17 protein-coding genes, 1 pseudogene and 1 CRISPR repeat array are annotated in these 16,391 nt (G+C 35.4%); of the genes and pseudogenes, 5 read left to right on the top strand and 13 right to left on the bottom strand.

Annotation, left to right across the window (positions count from 1 at the left end; genetic code table 11):
• Window positions 1–10: 10 nt before the first annotated feature.
• Entirely contained in the window at window positions 11–742 is a 732-nt protein-coding gene (locus tag ACKTSC_RS08260; protein WP_407857338.1) for a GntR family transcriptional regulator, LSA1692 subfamily, read from the bottom strand.
• Between the two features lie 252 nt (window positions 743–994).
• On the opposite strand from ACKTSC_RS08260, the gene ACKTSC_RS08265 reads away from it, so the two are divergent.
• A complete protein-coding gene (locus tag ACKTSC_RS08265) occupies window positions 995–1,738 on the top strand; it encodes an epoxyqueuosine reductase QueH (RefSeq protein WP_407857339.1) in 744 nt (247 codons plus the stop codon).
• Between the two features lie 19 nt (window positions 1,739–1,757).
• On the opposite strand, the gene ACKTSC_RS08270 is transcribed toward ACKTSC_RS08265, so the two are convergent.
• Window positions 1,758–2,357, bottom strand: a complete 600-nt coding sequence (locus ACKTSC_RS08270; RefSeq protein ID WP_407857340.1) for a short chain dehydrogenase — start codon at window positions 2,355–2,357, stop codon at window positions 1,758–1,760.
• A 125-nt stretch (window positions 2,358–2,482) separates the two neighbouring features.
• Window positions 2,483–2,671: a CsbD family protein gene (locus ACKTSC_RS08275; RefSeq protein ID WP_332581330.1), complete on the bottom strand. Its 189-nt coding sequence runs from the start codon at window positions 2,669–2,671 to the stop codon at window positions 2,483–2,485.
• 169 nt (window positions 2,672–2,840) lie between these two features.
• Between ACKTSC_RS08275 and ACKTSC_RS08280 the strand changes: the two genes are divergently transcribed.
• A complete protein-coding gene (locus tag ACKTSC_RS08280) occupies window positions 2,841–3,020 on the top strand; it encodes a hypothetical protein (protein WP_332581331.1) in 180 nt (59 codons plus the stop codon).
• Window positions 3,021–3,048: 28 nt separating this feature from the next.
• Here ACKTSC_RS08280 and ACKTSC_RS08285 read toward each other — a convergent pair whose 3' ends face one another.
• The 8 genes from ACKTSC_RS08285 to gad all read right to left on the bottom strand — a co-directional run bounded on the left by ACKTSC_RS08285 (window position 3,049) and on the right by gad (window position 12,052).
• Complete coding sequence (locus tag ACKTSC_RS08285) at window positions 3,049–4,233, bottom strand: MalY/PatB family protein (protein ID WP_407857341.1); 1,185 nt, start codon at window positions 4,231–4,233, stop codon at window positions 3,049–3,051.
• Complete coding sequence (locus ACKTSC_RS08290) at window positions 4,220–5,266, bottom strand: M42 family metallopeptidase (protein WP_332581333.1); 1,047 nt, start codon at window positions 5,264–5,266, stop codon at window positions 4,220–4,222. Before ACKTSC_RS08290 ends, ACKTSC_RS08285 begins: the two co-directional genes overlap by 14 nt.
• On the bottom strand, window positions 5,250–6,332 hold the full coding sequence (locus ACKTSC_RS08295; protein WP_407857342.1) for a M24 family metallopeptidase: 1,083 nt from the start codon (window positions 6,330–6,332) through the stop codon (window positions 5,250–5,252). The genes ACKTSC_RS08290 and ACKTSC_RS08295 overlap by 17 nt, the downstream gene beginning before the upstream one ends.
• Window positions 6,333–6,419: 87 nt before the next feature.
• A complete protein-coding gene (locus tag ACKTSC_RS08300) occupies window positions 6,420–7,769 on the bottom strand; it encodes a PTS sugar transporter subunit IIC (RefSeq protein WP_407857343.1) in 1,350 nt (449 codons plus the stop codon).
• A 19-nt stretch (window positions 7,770–7,788) separates the two neighbouring features.
• A complete protein-coding gene (locus ACKTSC_RS08305; RefSeq protein ID WP_332581336.1) occupies window positions 7,789–8,124 on the bottom strand; it encodes a PTS sugar transporter subunit IIB in 336 nt (111 codons plus the stop codon).
• A gap of 28 nt (window positions 8,125–8,152) precedes the next feature.
• Complete coding sequence (locus tag ACKTSC_RS08310) at window positions 8,153–8,479, bottom strand: PTS lactose/cellobiose transporter subunit IIA (RefSeq protein ID WP_332581337.1); 327 nt, start codon at window positions 8,477–8,479, stop codon at window positions 8,153–8,155.
• Window positions 8,480–8,484: 5 nt separating this feature from the next.
• Window positions 8,485–10,404 (bottom strand): BglG family transcription antiterminator, encoded by a 1,920-nt coding sequence (locus tag ACKTSC_RS08315; protein ID WP_407857344.1) that lies wholly within the window; start codon window positions 10,402–10,404, stop codon window positions 8,485–8,487.
• 250 nt (window positions 10,405–10,654) lie between these two features.
• Window positions 10,655–12,052: a glutamate decarboxylase gene (gene gad / locus ACKTSC_RS08320; protein ID WP_407857345.1), complete on the bottom strand. Its 1,398-nt coding sequence runs from the start codon at window positions 12,050–12,052 to the stop codon at window positions 10,655–10,657.
• 228 nt (window positions 12,053–12,280) lie between these two features.
• Here gad and ACKTSC_RS08325 point away from each other — a divergent pair.
• From ACKTSC_RS08325 to ACKTSC_RS08335, 3 genes and pseudogenes are all read left to right on the top strand, one after another.
• Window positions 12,281–12,634: pseudogene (locus ACKTSC_RS08325) on the top strand (Na/Pi symporter); the annotation flags it as partial.
• The gene (locus ACKTSC_RS08330) at window positions 12,618–13,007 is read left to right on the top strand and encodes a Na/Pi symporter (RefSeq protein ID WP_407857359.1); all 390 of its coding nucleotides are present in this window, start codon (window positions 12,618–12,620) and stop codon (window positions 13,005–13,007) included. The pseudogene ACKTSC_RS08325 and the gene ACKTSC_RS08330, both read left to right, overlap by 17 nt.
• Window positions 13,004–14,005 carry a Na/Pi cotransporter family protein gene (locus tag ACKTSC_RS08335; protein ID WP_407857346.1) on the top strand — a complete coding sequence of 334 codons (1,002 nt, stop codon included), beginning with the start codon at window positions 13,004–13,006 and terminating at the stop codon, window positions 14,003–14,005. Before ACKTSC_RS08330 ends, ACKTSC_RS08335 begins: the two co-directional genes overlap by 4 nt.
• Before the next feature lie 122 nt (window positions 14,006–14,127).
• Window positions 14,128–15,287: direct repeats of the CRISPR family, unit length 36 nt; unit sequence GTTTTGGAAGCATTCAAATCAACATAGCTCTAAAAC.
• 115 nt (window positions 15,288–15,402) lie between these two features.
• On the opposite strand, the gene csn2 is transcribed toward ACKTSC_RS08335, so the two are convergent.
• Both csn2 and cas2 read right to left on the bottom strand, forming a co-directional pair.
• Window positions 15,403–16,062 (bottom strand): type II-A CRISPR-associated protein Csn2, encoded by a 660-nt coding sequence (gene csn2, locus ACKTSC_RS08340; protein WP_407857347.1) that lies wholly within the window; start codon window positions 16,060–16,062, stop codon window positions 15,403–15,405.
• Window positions 16,049–16,390, bottom strand: coding sequence for a CRISPR-associated endonuclease Cas2 (gene cas2 / locus ACKTSC_RS08345; protein WP_407856225.1), 342 nt, complete (start codon window positions 16,388–16,390; stop codon window positions 16,049–16,051). The genes csn2 and cas2 overlap by 14 nt, the downstream gene beginning before the upstream one ends.
• Window position 16,391: the final 1 nt, after the last annotated feature.

Below are 16,391 nucleotides of genomic sequence, written 5' to 3' on the forward strand. Positions count from 1 at the left end.
TCCATTATTTTTATTGACCATATCTTGTCAGAGTCGTCTTGAAGACATATCGGTCGGAACGGTAATGAGAAATATCATAAAAAATCGGAGTCGCGTCCAATGAATACGTCAGCGAATGAACTTGTAATAATGGATTTCCCATCGAAACATCTAACAGTTTAGATAGCTCTGGCGTCACTAAAATAGCCTCTACTTCCTGATGTGAGTAAGCGATTGTCGTTTTTTTCTCGAGTAATTTAAATAGTGAACCATTAAAATCTTCTTTGACTAATCCGCGAATATAATATTCAGATAGATAAATTTTTTCAACCGTCATTGGCTCTTCGTCTAAAAGACGTCGACGTACCAGTTCATAGACCTGTTGATCACTCTCTAACTGAAGAGCAGTCAAGATTTCTTCTGTTGGTTCTGCTACTTTTTCATATGAGATTACTTCTGTTTTACTGGTCTTTCCGTATGCCTTCGCCGCTTCTGTAAACCCTTGCAATCCGGAACGCCCGCTTTGGATTTTGGGCTGCGACATCACATAACTCCCTTTTCCTCGCTGCTTCACTAAGATATTTTTACTTATTAGATCATCAATTGCTTTACGGATGGTTAAGCGACTACAGTCAAATTCTTTAGCTAAATCATACTCTGAAGGCAATTTTTGTGAGCTAACATAAATTCCGTCATGGATCCGTTTTTCAATTTCAGCAGAAACATAATCAAATTTTGCCTTGGTCGTTTTCTTTTCTTCCATAATTTCTCCTTATTGGGATTTGATAATCTCCGAATATTTTCAACTTTACTATACTAATTCTTAAATGATTTAGCTATAGAAACTTCTCTTAAACAGTATATACTATAAAGTATATACTAAAAAGCGATTATCTAAGATTTAAAACTTTTCTTATGGTCTAAACAGCTAAATTTCATGTGCTTATGGCTGAACTATTACCATTAAAGCTTTTCTTCTAGCACTCTTTCACTTATACTAATTTCAGGTGATTAGATGCAGACAATTGATGCAACGGAAATCGTTGGAAAAATGAGCAATCAGAAAATAAATTATGATCGTGTACTACATAAAATGATTCAATCTTGGGAAAAAGCAGCTGTTCGGCCAAGAATATTGATTCATTCTTGTTGTGCACCTTGTAGTACCTATACATTAGAATTTTTAACCCAATATGCTGATGTTACCATCTTTTTCTCAAATTCAAATATCCATCCTGAAAATGAATATCAAAGACGGGTTTTAGTTCAAGAAAAATTTATCAATGACTTTAATTCCGCGACCGACAATCATGTCGATTTGATTGTGGATGCCTACAAACCCAATGAATTTATTCAACTTATGCAACAAAATAAGTTGACGGAAGAACTGGAAGGCGGTAAACGTTGTACTGCTTGCTTCAATATGCGTTTAGATTTAGCCGCTAAAGAAGCCCTTGAGCGCGGCTATGATTATTTTGGCAGTGCCTTAACGATCTCGCCAAAAAAGAACAGCCAATTAATCAATCAAATCGGAATGGATATCCAAAAGATTTACGATACTCATTATTTACCCAGTGATTTCAAAAAAAATTCCGGCTACCAACGTTCCATTGAAATGTGTAAAGAATATGATGTTTATCGCCAGTGTTATTGTGGCTGTGTTTTTGCGGCAAAACAACAAGGCTGCGATTTAAAAACCATTAATAAAGAAGCTAAAGCATATATAAAAGCTCATCAAAAAACGGAAACAGTTAAATAACTGTTTCCGTTTTTTGTTATTAATAGACCTGATATTCTTGTCCCGTTTGCTTTCCTTCGACACTTTTAACGTAAGCCATAGCTACTTTTTCTGCTGGAACCGGAATAAATCCTTTGAACGACTCTTGATACGCTTCGTAAGATTCTTCTAAAACATTTGGGCTAACACAGTTGATCCGAATTCCTTGGGTAAAATCGATCGCTGCTGATTTTACAAAAGCTGCCACACCACCATTAGCCATCGCTGCAGAAGCACCACCAGGAATTGGATCATCTTTCATGATTCCAGTAGTCAGTGTGATACTCCCGTCACGAAGTAAGTAACGCTGACCGATCAATGCTAAATTGATTTGACCTAATAATTTACTTTGAACAGCCACCAGATTATCGGCTGGTGTCATGGCTTCGATCGTTTGAAACTTAGCTGCACCAGAAGCATTGATGATTGCATCTACATGCCCTACTTTTTTAAACATCGTTTCAATACTTTCTATATTTGTTAAATCTACTTGAACATCGCCGCTTGTTCTACCAGCAATAATAAGCTCATGCTTTTTTGCTAATTTTGCTACGATAGCTTGACCGATTGTCCCTTTTCCGCCCACTATTAAAATCCGCATATACCCACTCCTAAAGTTTGTTTCTTTTATTATAGTAAAAGATCTTTTTGCTTTCACTATTAAAAAACTATTCTTTAATAAAAAGTCTAAAAAACAAAAAAGCCTGCACTAAGCAGGCTTACTAATTAATCTTCTTTTTCTTTGTCGATTTTTTTATTGAATTTACCAGCAACATCATCTGCAGCTTCTTGGGCCTTATCTTTTGCTTTTCCAAAGCCTTGTTGAATCTTGCCTTTTAATTCTGTTGAATTATCATCGGTTGCTTTCCCTTTTGCTTCGTTTACTTTACCTTTTAATTCATCTTTATTCGCCATAATAAATCCTCCTGTTGGATAAAATAAGCAAAATTTCTTGCTAAATCAAGTATACTACTAGCAAATTTTTAAGGCGAAAAATCTGCTTATAAAATTGTACAAAGTTTCTCAAGCATCGCATTGCTGAGCCGACGAACTTCTGTGCTACACTCATGATGAGGTGAAACTGATGAGAAATACATGGTTAGCAGAACAATTAGCCAAAATTTCAGATGATAACAATCAATTTATTATTGAAGAAGCGGTCAAGTACATTGAACAATTAGAAGACGATAATGAAAGTCTTCAAATCGCTTTAGAAGGAAACATTTGGAGTCCGAAAAAATGGAATGAAAAAGCAGAGAAGTAGGTCATTTGATTGACCTCTTCGCTGCTTTTTATTGTTTATCTAAATACTGAATCGCTCTCATTAATCTCTGAGCCCCATCTATGATTTTCTCTTTTGGTGCCCCTAGATTAAATCGTAAATAGTTTTTGCCTTCGATTCCATATGTTTCACCTTTCATGATGGCAACTTTTTCTTGTTGAATCAGCACCGCCTGTACTTCTTCCATAGAATATGGCAGCTGTTCTATATTGATCCAACCTAGATACGTTGCTTCTGGAAGCTTAAATTGAATCCGAGAGTCGGGTGCGATGATTTCTTTCATCATGACAAAATTATCATCAATTGTTTGATTTAATTCTTCTAACCAGCTTTTTTGATTTCGGTAACAATCGATCGTTGCCAACAATGCCGGATAAGGAATAGATGACAAACCATCTCGACCTTTTAAAATCGCTAGAAATCGTTCACGTAAATTCTCATCAGAGAAAATACCATACGAACCGCCTAATCCTGGGGAATTAAACGTTTTAGATGCTGAGGACAGTAACACTGTTGGAACTGCTAAATCCTCTATAAATGATAAAATCGGCAAATGTTTTTGTCCAGGCCTTCTGACATCCATATGAATTTCGTCACTAATAATTGCAATATCGTACTGATTACACAAATCAATTATTTGATTTAATTCATTTTTTGTAAAGACACGTCCCGTTGGATTATGTGGGTTACATAATAATAATATTGTCGGATTTTCTAATCTTATAACTTTTTCTAAGGCTTCAAAATCAATCGTAAAGTATTCCTCTTGGTTAGTGAGTGAAAAAGGCAGAAGTTCTCTCTTATTTCCTCCAATACAATGAAAAAAAGCATCATAACATGGTGTAAAGGTTAGGATTTTATCCCCTTCTTGACTCAGCAACTGGATGCAAACAGATAAACTATAGATGACACTCGGTGAATATACACACCATTCAGGATCAATCTCACAATCGAACTCTTGTTGGAACCAACCACTGATACTTTGTTTGTAATCCAAATGGTTCCAACGTGTATAACCAAAAAAACCTCTTTCAACTGCTTGACTCAAGACATCGATCGTTCCATCAGGAATCATGAAATCCGTATCGGAAATCGAAAAGGGCAATAAATCTTTTTCACCAAATCGATCTTGAACATAATCCCATTGCGTTGAATACGTCCCATATCGTGAACGTTGTTCCTTAAAATTGCTCAAGATCGATCCCTCCTTTATCTAATGATTGGATGACAGCGACTAATAAATCGATCGTTGCTTCTACGTCCGATATTTCTACGATAGAATTCCATGAATGACAATAGCGTGTCGGCACACAAAAAACGAGTGTCGGTTTTCCCGCAAACAATTGGACAGAGCCCGCATCTGTTCCACCACCGCCGAGCAAGTCATATTGCCACTTAATTTGATTTTCTTCGGCTATATTTTTACAGTAGTCTAATAATTTTATATTTCCTAAAGCTGTTTTATCTGCTAATACTAAGCCAGGTCCCTTACCTTGAATTCGGTTTTGATATTCAGCGGCCTTAGGCGTATCTTTACCATTAGCCACATCGATAACAATGTTGATATCCGCATCTGCTCTCACGGCTGCTACTTTGGAGCCACGAGTTCCTGCCTCTTCCTGAACCGTTCCAATACCTAGTACTTCGATGTTTTCTGTGTCCAAGCGATTTTTTACTTGTGCCATCACCGTACAAGCAACGCGATCATCAAGAGCCTTTCCTATGATTTTTTTGCCATTGAAACTTTTTTTGGCTTCTGTATTGGGTAAGATCATATCTCCGATTTGAAGTCCTGCGTCTGTTAGTTCTTTTTTTGAATGGACGCTGAAATCGATATACATTTCATTGATGGGTACTACCTCAGACATTTTATGACTACTTTTTGGTAACGTACCGACGATGCCTTCCAAGATTTGTCCATTTTTCCGACAAGTCGCGCGTACCTGTTGTCCTAAAATCACATGTCCCCACCAGCCCCCAATAGGATAGAAATAAACGAAACCATCTTCAGTGATTCGATGAACAAAAAATCCAACTTCATCCATATGAGCATATAAAGCAATTTTTTTCTTGGCAGTTTTTAAATCACCAAAATACAGATTGCCAAAGGCATCCTTTTCTACCGGGCCTGCGATTGTTTCTTTTAATGCTTTTTGTACTTGTTCTTCTTGTCCCGGTAATGCGTCTAAATTAGATAATTGTATCAATAAGTTATCTGTTGCAGTCAATTGTCATCCACTCCTTTGTAAACTTAGTCATGATTTCGGCACGACCATCCTCAGTCACTACGATGTCATCTTCAATACGAATGCCAAAATCGGCTTCTGCTAAATAAACTCCTGGTTCAATCGTAAACGTCATATTTTTTTGTATTTTTATTGCTTCATTCGGCATCAAAGAAGGATACTCATGGCAAGAAAGTCCGATTCCATGTCCTAAGTTGTGGCTAAAATATTTTGCTAGATGATCTTCCTCTAATTGTTTTCGTGTATATTGATCGATATCGCCTAAACTTTTTTCAAAACTAACTGCTTGAATGGCTTGTTTTTGAGCAATCAAAACTTGTTGGTACGTTTTTTTGATTTGGTCAGCGACTGTTCCGAAAGCAAAAGTTCGCGTAATATCTGAATAATAGCCTTGATAAATCGCTCCAAAATCGATCATGATCAATTCATTGGCTTGAATTTTTTTCTGGCTCGCATGCGCATGAGGCAAAGCAGTGCGTACACCTGAGGCAACGATAGTTTCAAAAGCTGGACCTTCACTACCTAATTTTTTACTTTGATAATCAATTTCATTGGCTACTTCTAATTCAGTCATTCCCACACGAATAAGTGGCAGAATAGTTTCCAATGTTTGATCCGCAATCGTTGCTGCTCGTTTGATAGCTGTGATTTCTTTTGGTGATTTGACCATACGAAGCTGTTCAACTAAATTTTGCGTAGCAATTAATTGTCCATTTTCTTGAGTGAAGACTTGTTGATATTGCTTAAACGTTTGATAAGAAATCGTCTTTTCCTCAAAACCAATCGTTTTTCCATTGATGTAAGAAGAAAGAACCTGTTCGATTCTTTCGCCAACTGGAATTTCACAGATTTTTACACCGCTAGTCTGTTGTCGCACTTGCTGAGTATATCGTCCATCCACAAATAGATATAATTGATCTAACGTAACTAGTAAAAGACCATTAGATCCGGTAAAACCACAAAGATAGCGACGATTGATTTTATCAGTGATCAATAGCCCGTCCAAGCCTAGTCTTACTAATTGTTCTCGCAGTTTGTCTAAGTGCATTTTTTTACCTCTTCTCTTACTAACACTTCTATCGAAATATTTATTTTAAACATAAAAGGGACAGTCAAGACTGTCCCTTTTTTTTGGCTAGAAATCAATATCTGCTAAATATTGTTCGTCGTCATCTGAAATGACAGAATGTGCGTCTTCCGCTTCTTTTAATGCTTCACGTTCTAATTCTTGTTTTTCTAAAACTTTGAAGAATGGCAAGTATAATCCAAATGACAAGCCGACCTGTACGATTTGAATAATAATCGCGCGCCAGTCAAATCCCGTTAAGAATCCTTCCATAAATACAGGCACATATGGCGGATCAAAAATTGGATAATTCAGGAAACCTAATTTCATACAAATCATTGGAATCATTCCAACAAAAGCGCCACCAAAAATGAATGGAATCATTAAAACTGGGTTCAAAATGATCGGCACTCCAAAGAGGATCGGCTCATTGATTCCAAAAAGTGATGGTAATAGTCCGACCGCACCAACTTTTCGGTAACGTGAGGATCTGCTGATCAACATAGCTAAAACTAAACCAATCGTTACCCCTGAACCTGTGAAGTTAGCAAATGCTGATAATGTTCCCCCTGTAATCACATGTTGCAATGGTTGGCCTGCTTCATGTGCGGCAATATTTTCTGATAAGTATTGCACAGCAATTGGTGAAAGAATCGGTGATAGTACTGCTGAGTGGATTCCAAAGAACCAGAATACTAAACGTAAAACTAAAACAAAGTAAATCACCCATAATGAATCTAGGCCACCAATAGCTGGAGCTAAAACATCCATAATAACTTGTGGCAATAGGACCCCGCCGGTTAGACTATCTGTTACTGCACGAATAACGATAAACAATACTCCAATAGCTGCGGTTGGTGTAATTAATTCAAACGAACTAGAAACAAAATCCGGTACACCTTCTGGCATCTTAATAACTAACTTATGCTTCGTAAAGAACTGATAAATTTTTACAGAAATAATGGCTATAAATATGGCAGTGAACAACCCTTTTGAATCTAAATATGAGGCGATAATATTGCCGTTTTCATCAACATCCATCGATACGATTAAGAAAGCAATCGCTGAAAGCATCATCGAACCGACAGTATACAATTTATAATGCTCACTTAAGAAATATGAAATTGCCAACACCGCATACAATCCAACAAGACCTAATGAAACTTTAGAAATAATACTAAAAATATACCCGTACGTCTCAAACCAATTAGCAACACCTTGTGTTTTAATAAATTCAGGAATCGAAGGGAAGATAGCTGCAACCGAACCTAATAATAAGACTGGTGTCATTACGACCATCCCTTTTTTGATTGAGTTCAAGTAGGGATTGCTATCGACTTTATTTGCAACCGGAACCAATGTTTTACGAATAAATCCTTCGACTTTATCAAAAGTACTTTGCTTTTGTGGATTTTCCATTATAACTCCTCCTTTTCTCTTAGCCTTGGTGAGCTAAATTTTTACGATAAGCTACCAACGCTTGTTTCATTACTGTCGCGCCATCCATTGACCCATAGATATCTGAGGTTAAAAGCACAGTCGGTTTGTTTAATTTATCTGCTTCTTCTTTAATAAAATCATATTTATGGCTTAATTGCGGCCCTACTAAAATTACATCGTAATCATTGATGTATCGATCTAGTTTATCGACTCCGATGGCTTCCATTGGGTAGTCATTTTCATCTAAACTCTTTGATTCTTTTACTACTTTCTTCATTGATTCCATCATCATAGTTGTTGAGAAACCACCTGCACAGACTAATAACGTTTTCATTTTTACTTCCTCCTAAAATTTTTTTATCTTATTGTAAAGCGGCTGCTTCACTTTGTTCCTTTAACATGCCAATCATTTCTTCGATCAAATCTCGTGCCAAGATGCTTGTCATTAAGTGATCCTGCGCATGGACCATCAGTAAACTTGTTTCAGTTTTATCACCATTGATCTCACTAGTGATCAATTTGGTTTGCACGTCATGAGCATCGATACTCTTTTCTTTGGCTTCTTGCATTTTTGCTTCTGCTTCTGTGAATTTTCCTTTTCTTGCTAAGCGTAATGCTTCAAATGCTGAGCCGCGAGAATCTCCTGCGGCTGAGATGATTTTAAAAATATCCATTTCTTGATTATTCATACTAATTATCCTTCTTTCATCAAGCTTTTCATATAAGCTAGAAATTCTTCAAAATTTGTAATTTTTGCTAATTGATTATCTAGTGATGGATCATCCATCATTTTGATCATTAAACGACTAATTTCTTTATGGAGATTTAAATGATCTTTTTGAATATTGATCAAAAAAATGATCTTCACTTCTTTATTGTTATAGCTTAACGGCTTATTCAAAATCACTACATCGATCGTTTCATTGATGGCAACTTGCTCCATTGGGTGAGGACCAGCAACACCTTGTTGATAAATCGTATCGATCATGTTTTCTCGAATCAAGACGCTTTCTTTGAAACCCGGTTCAGCCCATCCATTTTGTTCCATCCGATCAGCTTCTTTTGCTAAAAGTTTTAAATAATCATTTGCTTGATCAATAATATGGAAACAAGCTGGATTAAATAGACTAAGCATAAATTGATAGACATCTAACGCTTTATTTTGAGATTCACGTAGCAGATGTAAATCTTTTTCGATTTTGGTCATCTCTGCTTGATTCAAAATTGTTTTTGTATAAATCACTGGGATATCGAATTGTTCTTCCTTCAGTGGAACCGTAGAGATCATCAAATCAAATTCATCGTCAACTTGGTTGATCTCATTCAATGCAAATGTTTCAACTTTTGCATTACTGAATAATCGTTCCAAATTAACTTTTAATAGATACGAAGTCCCTCCGCCTGTCGAACAGATAACAGCTATTTTCTTGTAGTCATCAATCATTTGATTCGATTGCTTTTCTAAACTTGCTGCAAAATAAATCGCGACATATCCGATCTCATCTTTACTAATTTTGACATCAAGGTCTTTATTCAATTGGTTGATAAAAACCATCGAAACATTAAAAACATTGGCATATTGCGTGTAAATATCCTCGATCAGCGGATTTTCTAATTGATGTCCGGTATATAAGCGTTGTAATAACGGTGCAACGTGCATCAATAAGGCATTTGCTAAGTCCTGATCTTTTTGAAAATGAGTATGGTATTTACGATCGACATGTTCCATCGCTTTATCGATAGCTTGTTTCAACTGATTATTGCTTACCGGATCATTTAGTACCGTTAATTTTCCATGTAATTGTTCTTCTAAATAATTTTTTTCAGCTGAAGAAAAAACCAGCTCATAATGATTTTCTAAATAGGCGACTACTTGCTCCGTTAGAGCATCATAGTTGATATTGATTGTCACCTCTTCTTCTTGATTGATCGTATTGTTCTGCATGATCCTAAAACTCAATAAACGAATATGTTGAACAATATTCTCAAAAACGATGTCACTGATCTTCATTTGATTTTTCCATAACTGATCTTGCAGAAAATTTCTTAATGCGTCTTCATCAAAAACAAAGTTGAATTCTTTGTATTTCTCAGTCAATACCGGTGTATGCAGTGTATGACGAATTAGATAGAGGATCGCACGTCTTTTTTTACTTTCTGTTCCAATAATTTTTAATCCATAATGAGCCTTGCTATGCAGATCCAGTTCATATTTCTTACAAAATTGTTCCACTTGTTTCATATCCAATTTAACCGTCGAAAGGCTCACATCCAGCCATTCAGCAATTTGCTGCATTGTGATATATTTCTCATGAAGTAATAATAAAAGTTCGATATTCTTCACTCGCTCTTGTGGATTCGAATGATCGACATACTCTTCTTTCAATACCTGAGTCAAGTATGTACTAAATTTTGTTTGATCTGAAACAATCAATTGGTGCCCTTTGGAACGGATTCTTTCAATTGTAAAACCATTTATAGGCCCAATTTCTTTTAACCATTTAATATCATTAGCAAGTGTTCGCTCTGATATCTGAAACTCAGCGGCTAATGCCTTTGGAGCAATTGCTTGCTTCTTTGCATATAAGTATTCAACAATTTTTTCTTGTCTCATAACTACCTCCCGCTTACATATAAAACTATACAATGTAAGCCCTTTACTTAAAATAGCAACTTTTTCAAAATTAAATTGCAAAAATAGACTGAATATTTAGACTATACATATAATTAAAACACAAAAAAATAAGTCCTTCCTATGAAGGACTTAAAAATTTCTCAAATTTTTTTAGAATAAAAATAAAATCAGCTTGTTATTATTTACTATCATCCTCTAAAAAAATGAACTATGGCTACTCATTTTTTGATCAATGAGTAAAGCCATAATTTTTGATTTCTGTTTCTTCATGAAAGACCAAATGACTATTTTCTAATTCTTTGATCGCAACTGTCAAATCTTCAATAAAATCATGCGCCATATTCATTCCAAAATCACTACGAACAACAATTCGCTGAATCACTTGCTTGTCTAAATTTTTAGGCAATGGGTATGATGGAACTTGCCAGCCTTTCATTAACAAGCGATCTGAAAGGTCATACAATGTCCACTTCTGATTTTCATTTTTCAGTTTATAACAAACTAAGGGTAACTGAGTCCCATCATTAATCAGCTCAAAATGCTGAGATGCTTCGATTTCTTTAGCTAGATAGATAGCGACATCATGCGTTCGTTGATGGATGCTTTGATAGCCTTCAAATCCGAAACGAACAAAATTATAATATTGTCCAATCATTTGTGACGCGCTATGAGAAAAATTGATGGCCATTGTTGGCATTTCTCCACCTAAATAGCTGACGTTGAAGACTAATTCTTTCGGCAAGTATTTTTCATCCCGCCAAACAACCCAACCTACACCAGGATACACCAATCCATATTTATGACCGGACGTATTGATTGAAATAACATTCTTCAATTGAAAATCCCATACTAATTCAGGTTCAACAAAGGGAGCATATAAACCACCAGAAGCAGCATCGACATGGATTGGTACTTTATGTTCTGTCTGCTGGTTGTAATTTTCCACTAACTGATCTAAATATTTAATATCATCGTATTGGCCCGTATACGTGATCCCCAGTATCCCCACGATTCCGATCGTATATTCATCGATAGCTTTGATTGCTTTTTCTGCATCTAAAGATAAATGATCTTCAGTCATTGGAATTTCTCTTAATTCCACATCCCAATAAACACAAAATTTTTCCCAACAGACTTGATAACCAGAAGAAATAATCAGATTCGGCTTTTTAGCCTGAGTATCCACACCCAATTTTTCTGCTCGTTTACGCCAAGCAAACTTCATTGCCATCCCTCCAAGCATGCAAGCTTCAGAAGATCCAATCGTTGAAGTACCAATATATTTCTCTGATTCCTTAGCATGCCAAAGATCAGCAATCATATTGACACACCTATTTTCTAACTCAGCAGTTCGTGGGTATTCAGATTTATCGATCATATTTTTTTCAAGTGTTTCACTCATTAGAGCGATTGCTTCCGGCTCCATGTACGTTTGACAAAAAGTCGCTAAATTCAGTCGTGAATTTCCTTCATCTAATAAATCATCTTTGATCATTTGATACGCGATTCTGGGTTCTACTGATTGATTGGCCAAATGATATGAAGGTAAAACTTCATCTTCATTTTTTGATCCAAAAATTGGTTCTAGATACGTAGCTTCTCGTTTATTTTCCTTTCCATAAAGCATCACAACATCTCCTCTGTCATTTATCCTCTATTCTTAGACTAGCTGAAAAGTAAATAAAATACAAAAGAAGACTATTTTAAATTCGCACAATAATTCAAATGAATTGTTCAAATTAAATAAAAATAGTTATTTTTATTTCAAAAGTTCTTCCTTTTTACTGTCTTATCAATTATTTTGATAGTAGTACGTAAAAAAATTAGCGGAGGATTCGTCATGTCTTATCAAGAAATGGTCTTTACCTTTTTAGGTGGGCTAGGAATTTTTCTTTTTGGCATCAAATATCTTGGAGATGGCTTACAAAAAGCAGCAGGTAATCGTTTAAAAGAAATTTTAAATCGCTTTACGTCTACTCCTTTCCGAGCAGTGGTTGCTGGAATCGTTGTCACTGGATTGATTCAAAGCAGCTCCGGAACAACCGTCTTAGCGGTAGGATTAGTAAGCGCTGGATTTATGACTTTACGTCAAGCTATCGGTGTCATTATGGGCGCAAACGTCGGTACCACGGTGACCGCATTTATTATTGGATTTAATTTAAGTGCCTACGCCTTACCGATCATTGGCCTTGGTGCCATCTTACTTTTTTTTTGCCAAACGCCCTACACTACATTCTATCGGACAAATTTTATTTGGCTTTGGCGCACTTTTTTATGGACTAAAATTAATGGGAAGCGCAATGGATCCCCTAAAAGATCTTCCACAATTCAACCAACTCATGATCAGTGTTTCACATCAGCCGATTTTAGGCGTTGGAATTGGTACTTTACTTACAATGGTCGTTCAAAGTTCTAGTGCTACGATCGGTATTTTACAACAGCTCTATATGCAAGGAAGTGTCACGCTGACAGCGGCTCTCCCGATTCTATTTGGCGATAATATATCGGTACCACCATTACAGCAGTCATCGCTTGTCTGGGCGCAAGTGTTTCTGCTAAACGAACAGCTGCTTCTCACGTGATTTTTAATTTGATTGGTGCAATTATTTTTACTTTACTATTAAGTCCCTTTACTCAACTAGTTCTTCTATTTACGAAATCATTTGGTTTAAACCCTGCGATGCAAATTGCTTTTGCTCATGGATTGTTCAATGTTTCAAATTTAGCTCTCCAATTTTGGTTTATTCCGCAAATCGAACAAATCGTTAAGCGAATTGTTCCGGGCAGTGAAAAAAATCTGAATATCCGCTCTATTACCTTGAGTGAACCCATCATCTATACTTCTTCTGTCATGGCGATCGAACAAGCCAAAAGCGAACTGATCCAAATGGGCAACTATGCACTTTCTTCGGTAAAATCTGCGCATCTTTACTATAATGACACTAAAGATGAATGGCGTGATGATGTTTTTCAATACGAAGAAGCTATCAATCAATGTGACATCGAATTGACAGATTACCTTGTCAAAATTTCAGCAGCAGAATTAACACCCTTAGAAAGCCAAGAACAAGCGATGCTGCTTGAATTTACCAAAGATTTTGAACGTATCGGTGATCATTCGATGAATATCATTCGCTATATTGAAGAATCGATTGCTCTAGAAGAAAAACAACGGGTCAAAGATCGAAAAGCCAAAAAATTCCCTATTCGAACAAGTTTATTGTTACAAGATGAAGATTTAGAAACACTCTTTGCAAAAGTCCAAAAAAATATCCACGATGCATTAAGCATTTTAGAAAATGACGATATTCACTTAGCACAGAAAATGTTAGACCGTGAAGAATCTATCAATCAATTGGTCGAACTTCTGCGAAAAAAATATATTACTTTAATGACTAAAGGTGAAGGTCGTGCATCAGATGGCGTACTATTGATCGATATTAGTTCTAATCTTGAACGTACCAGTGATCGTACCTTACACATCGCTAAATATTTTTTAGGCAATAAATACAATTTCAAATACGACACGACAAACTTTCAATATGAGGCTGAACAACACGCAAAAATTCTTCACTCTTGAAAAGCTTTAAATTAAAAAGAACCGCTCCCTGATAAAAGGAAGCGGTTCTAATTTTTTATCAAAGATAAACGTTAGAAAGCATGGCTCTAAAACATCGCGGATAGTATTATGTCCGCCATATTGTTTTGGAAGCATTCAAATCAACATAGCTCTAAAACTACGTTGATATGTTTGATTATAAAGGAATTGTTTTGGAAGCATTCAAATCAACATAGCTTTAAAACTCTTTTGCATGTAATCGACTATACGCCTTCGTTTTGGAAGCATTCAAATCAACATAGCTCTAAAACTATCAGCTTATGTGGGCGCGAAACAAGAGGGTTTTGGAAGCATTCAAATCAACATAGCTCTAAAACCAAAACGTTGAGTATTACTTTTACAAGTGCGTTTTGGAAGCATTCAAATCAACATAGCTCTAAAACATGTATCGCATATATCACGATAATATTGCAGTTTTGGAAGCATTCAAATCAACATAGCTCTAAAACTAGTTACGATGCAGAGCGTCAAAGAGTACGGTTTTGGAAGCATTCAAATCAACATAGCTCTAAAACATGATCCACGAGGCAAATTAAGCAAAGTATGTTTTGGAAGCATTCAAATCAACATAGCTCTAAAACTACGATTTTGAGGATCAAAACACTAGAGAAGTTTTGGAAGCATTCAAATCAACATAGCTCTAAAACGTATTTTTCATTTTCATATTCTATAAATTTGTTTTGGAAGCATTCAAATCAACATAGCTCTAAAACTCATCATTTTAGTCTGACCATTCACGGCATGTTTTGGAAGCATTCAAATCAACATAGCTCTAAAACTGATCGGTGAAAAATTGCTCACCTAAAAGTGTTTTGGAAGCATTCAAATCAACATAGCTCTAAAACGCACTTGAAGTAACTACTAGATTAATAGCATGTTTTGGAAGCATTCAAATCAACATAGCTCTAAAACTCAAACTTGAATGATTTGAACCAGTATTCAGGTTTTGGAAGCATTCAAATCAACATAGCTCTAAAACTGTTGCTAACAGAGGGCTGGGACTGCCCGTGTTTTGGAAGCATTCAAATCAACATAGCTCTAAAACCATCTTGCACCGCTTCATCCTTCAAAATTTGTTTTGGAAGCATTCAAATCAACATAGCTCTAAAACTATCACGTTGATTTTTTGCGTTATAATTTCGTTTTGGAAGCATTCAAATCAACATAGCTCTAAAACAAAAACGAAGAAGCCAGCACAAACAAGCGAGTTTTGGAAGCATTCAAATCAACATAGCTCTAAAACCTCGTAGAAAAAATTTTTCCTTGAAGGTTTCGTAATCGCACCACTCATCCATAGCAAAATTTCAGTTTTGAATGCCTCATATTTTATTTTTATTATTTAATTGTCAAAGGGCAAATTATTCAGATATAGCTAAAAAATAATCTTCATCTAAAATATATTGTTTAAAGCCGTTAACTTGTCTGGGTTCTACATAAAGAACATCTACACCATAAAGAGAAATATAATTATTTAATTCATTTAGTTCTTCTGGGGTTAAATATGAGCAAGTATTTACAAAAACCAATAGCTTTTTTTTCGAAAGATTTTTAAATACTTGAATACACTCAATCAACTTCTCAAAAATTGTATCACTTTTCGTTTCAATTTTAATTCCTAACGCTTTAAATAATTCGATAATTGTTATTTCATCACTTTCTAAATCTAATTCATGTTCTAGTAATTCATAATTAATCAATTCACTAATCGTAGAAGTTAACTTATCGATCATTGATTTAACTTCAGGTTTTTCATTCAATTGTCGCTCTAAATCTTCATAAATCAATTTCACAATAGTAGAAGAGTTAAGTTCATATCCTAAAACATCTGTAATTAACATTAATTCAGAGGCTTTTAACTTATTTTGTTTATCATTAAAAATACGCAATTCATTTTCTTCATTATATTGATAGAACAGCTTCACTAGATATGCAAATACCTTAGTATCTTCAATCGTTAAAATTGTGGAATTACTGATTTTAATCGGTTGATCTAATAATCCAAAATTAATCTTCTGCATAATCATCACCTAAAAAAACAATTCGATCATCCGAATTTCCAATACACGGATCGTATTCACCATTTAAATAGACCATTCGTGAAAATTGTTTTTCTGTCACCGTCAATAGAGTAATCAATCCCTTTTTAGGATTATTCTGTTTTAATCTTCCTTCCATAGCTTTGGAAGCAGTATTATTTAATAATATTTTACTATAAATAGAGTATTGATGCATAATGAACCCTTCGCTTAATAGAAATTTTCGAAAATTACGATATGCTCTTCGTTCCTCTACCGTTTCAGTCGGCATGTCAAACATCAAAATCATTCTCATATATCGATAACTCATA

Source organism: Enterococcus hailinensis (genome assembly GCF_045862035.1).
In the GTDB taxonomy this organism is placed as follows: Bacteria; Bacillota; Bacilli; order Lactobacillales; family Enterococcaceae; genus Enterococcus_A; species Enterococcus_A hailinensis.

Excerpts from the sequence above, each read along its gene's own strand:
- ACKTSC_RS08260 (WP_407857338.1), bottom strand. The coding sequence starts at position 742 with ATGGAAGAAAAGAAAACGACCAAGGCAAAATTTGATTATGTTTCTGCT.
- ACKTSC_RS08295 (WP_407857342.1), bottom strand. The coding sequence starts at position 6,332 with ATGCACTTAGACAAACTGCGAGAACAATTAGTAAGACTAGGCTTGGAC.
- cas2 (WP_407856225.1), bottom strand. The coding sequence starts at position 16,390 with ATGAGTTATCGATATATGAGAATGATTTTGATGTTTGACATGCCGACT.
- ACKTSC_RS08270 (WP_407857340.1), bottom strand. The coding sequence starts at position 2,357 with ATGCGGATTTTAATAGTGGGCGGAAAAGGGACAATCGGTCAAGCTATC.
- ACKTSC_RS08310 (WP_332581337.1), bottom strand. The coding sequence starts at position 8,479 with ATGAATAATCAAGAAATGGATATTTTTAAAATCATCTCAGCCGCAGGA.
- ACKTSC_RS08280 (WP_332581331.1), top strand. The coding sequence starts at position 2,841 with ATGAGAAATACATGGTTAGCAGAACAATTAGCCAAAATTTCAGATGAT.
- ACKTSC_RS08300 (WP_407857343.1), bottom strand. The coding sequence starts at position 7,769 with ATGGAAAATCCACAAAAGCAAAGTACTTTTGATAAAGTCGAAGGATTT.
- gad (WP_407857345.1), bottom strand. The coding sequence starts at position 12,052 with ATGCTTTATGGAAAGGAAAATAAACGAGAAGCTACGTATCTAGAACCA.
- ACKTSC_RS08305 (WP_332581336.1), bottom strand. The coding sequence starts at position 8,124 with ATGAAAACGTTATTAGTCTGTGCAGGTGGTTTCTCAACAACTATGATG.
- ACKTSC_RS08275 (WP_332581330.1), bottom strand. The coding sequence starts at position 2,671 with ATGGCGAATAAAGATGAATTAAAAGGTAAAGTAAACGAAGCAAAAGGG.
- csn2 (WP_407857347.1), bottom strand. The coding sequence starts at position 16,062 with ATGCAGAAGATTAATTTTGGATTATTAGATCAACCGATTAAAATCAGT.
- ACKTSC_RS08265 (WP_407857339.1), top strand. The coding sequence starts at position 995 with ATGCAGACAATTGATGCAACGGAAATCGTTGGAAAAATGAGCAATCAG.
- ACKTSC_RS08315 (WP_407857344.1), bottom strand. The coding sequence starts at position 10,404 with ATGAGACAAGAAAAAATTGTTGAATACTTATATGCAAAGAAGCAAGCA.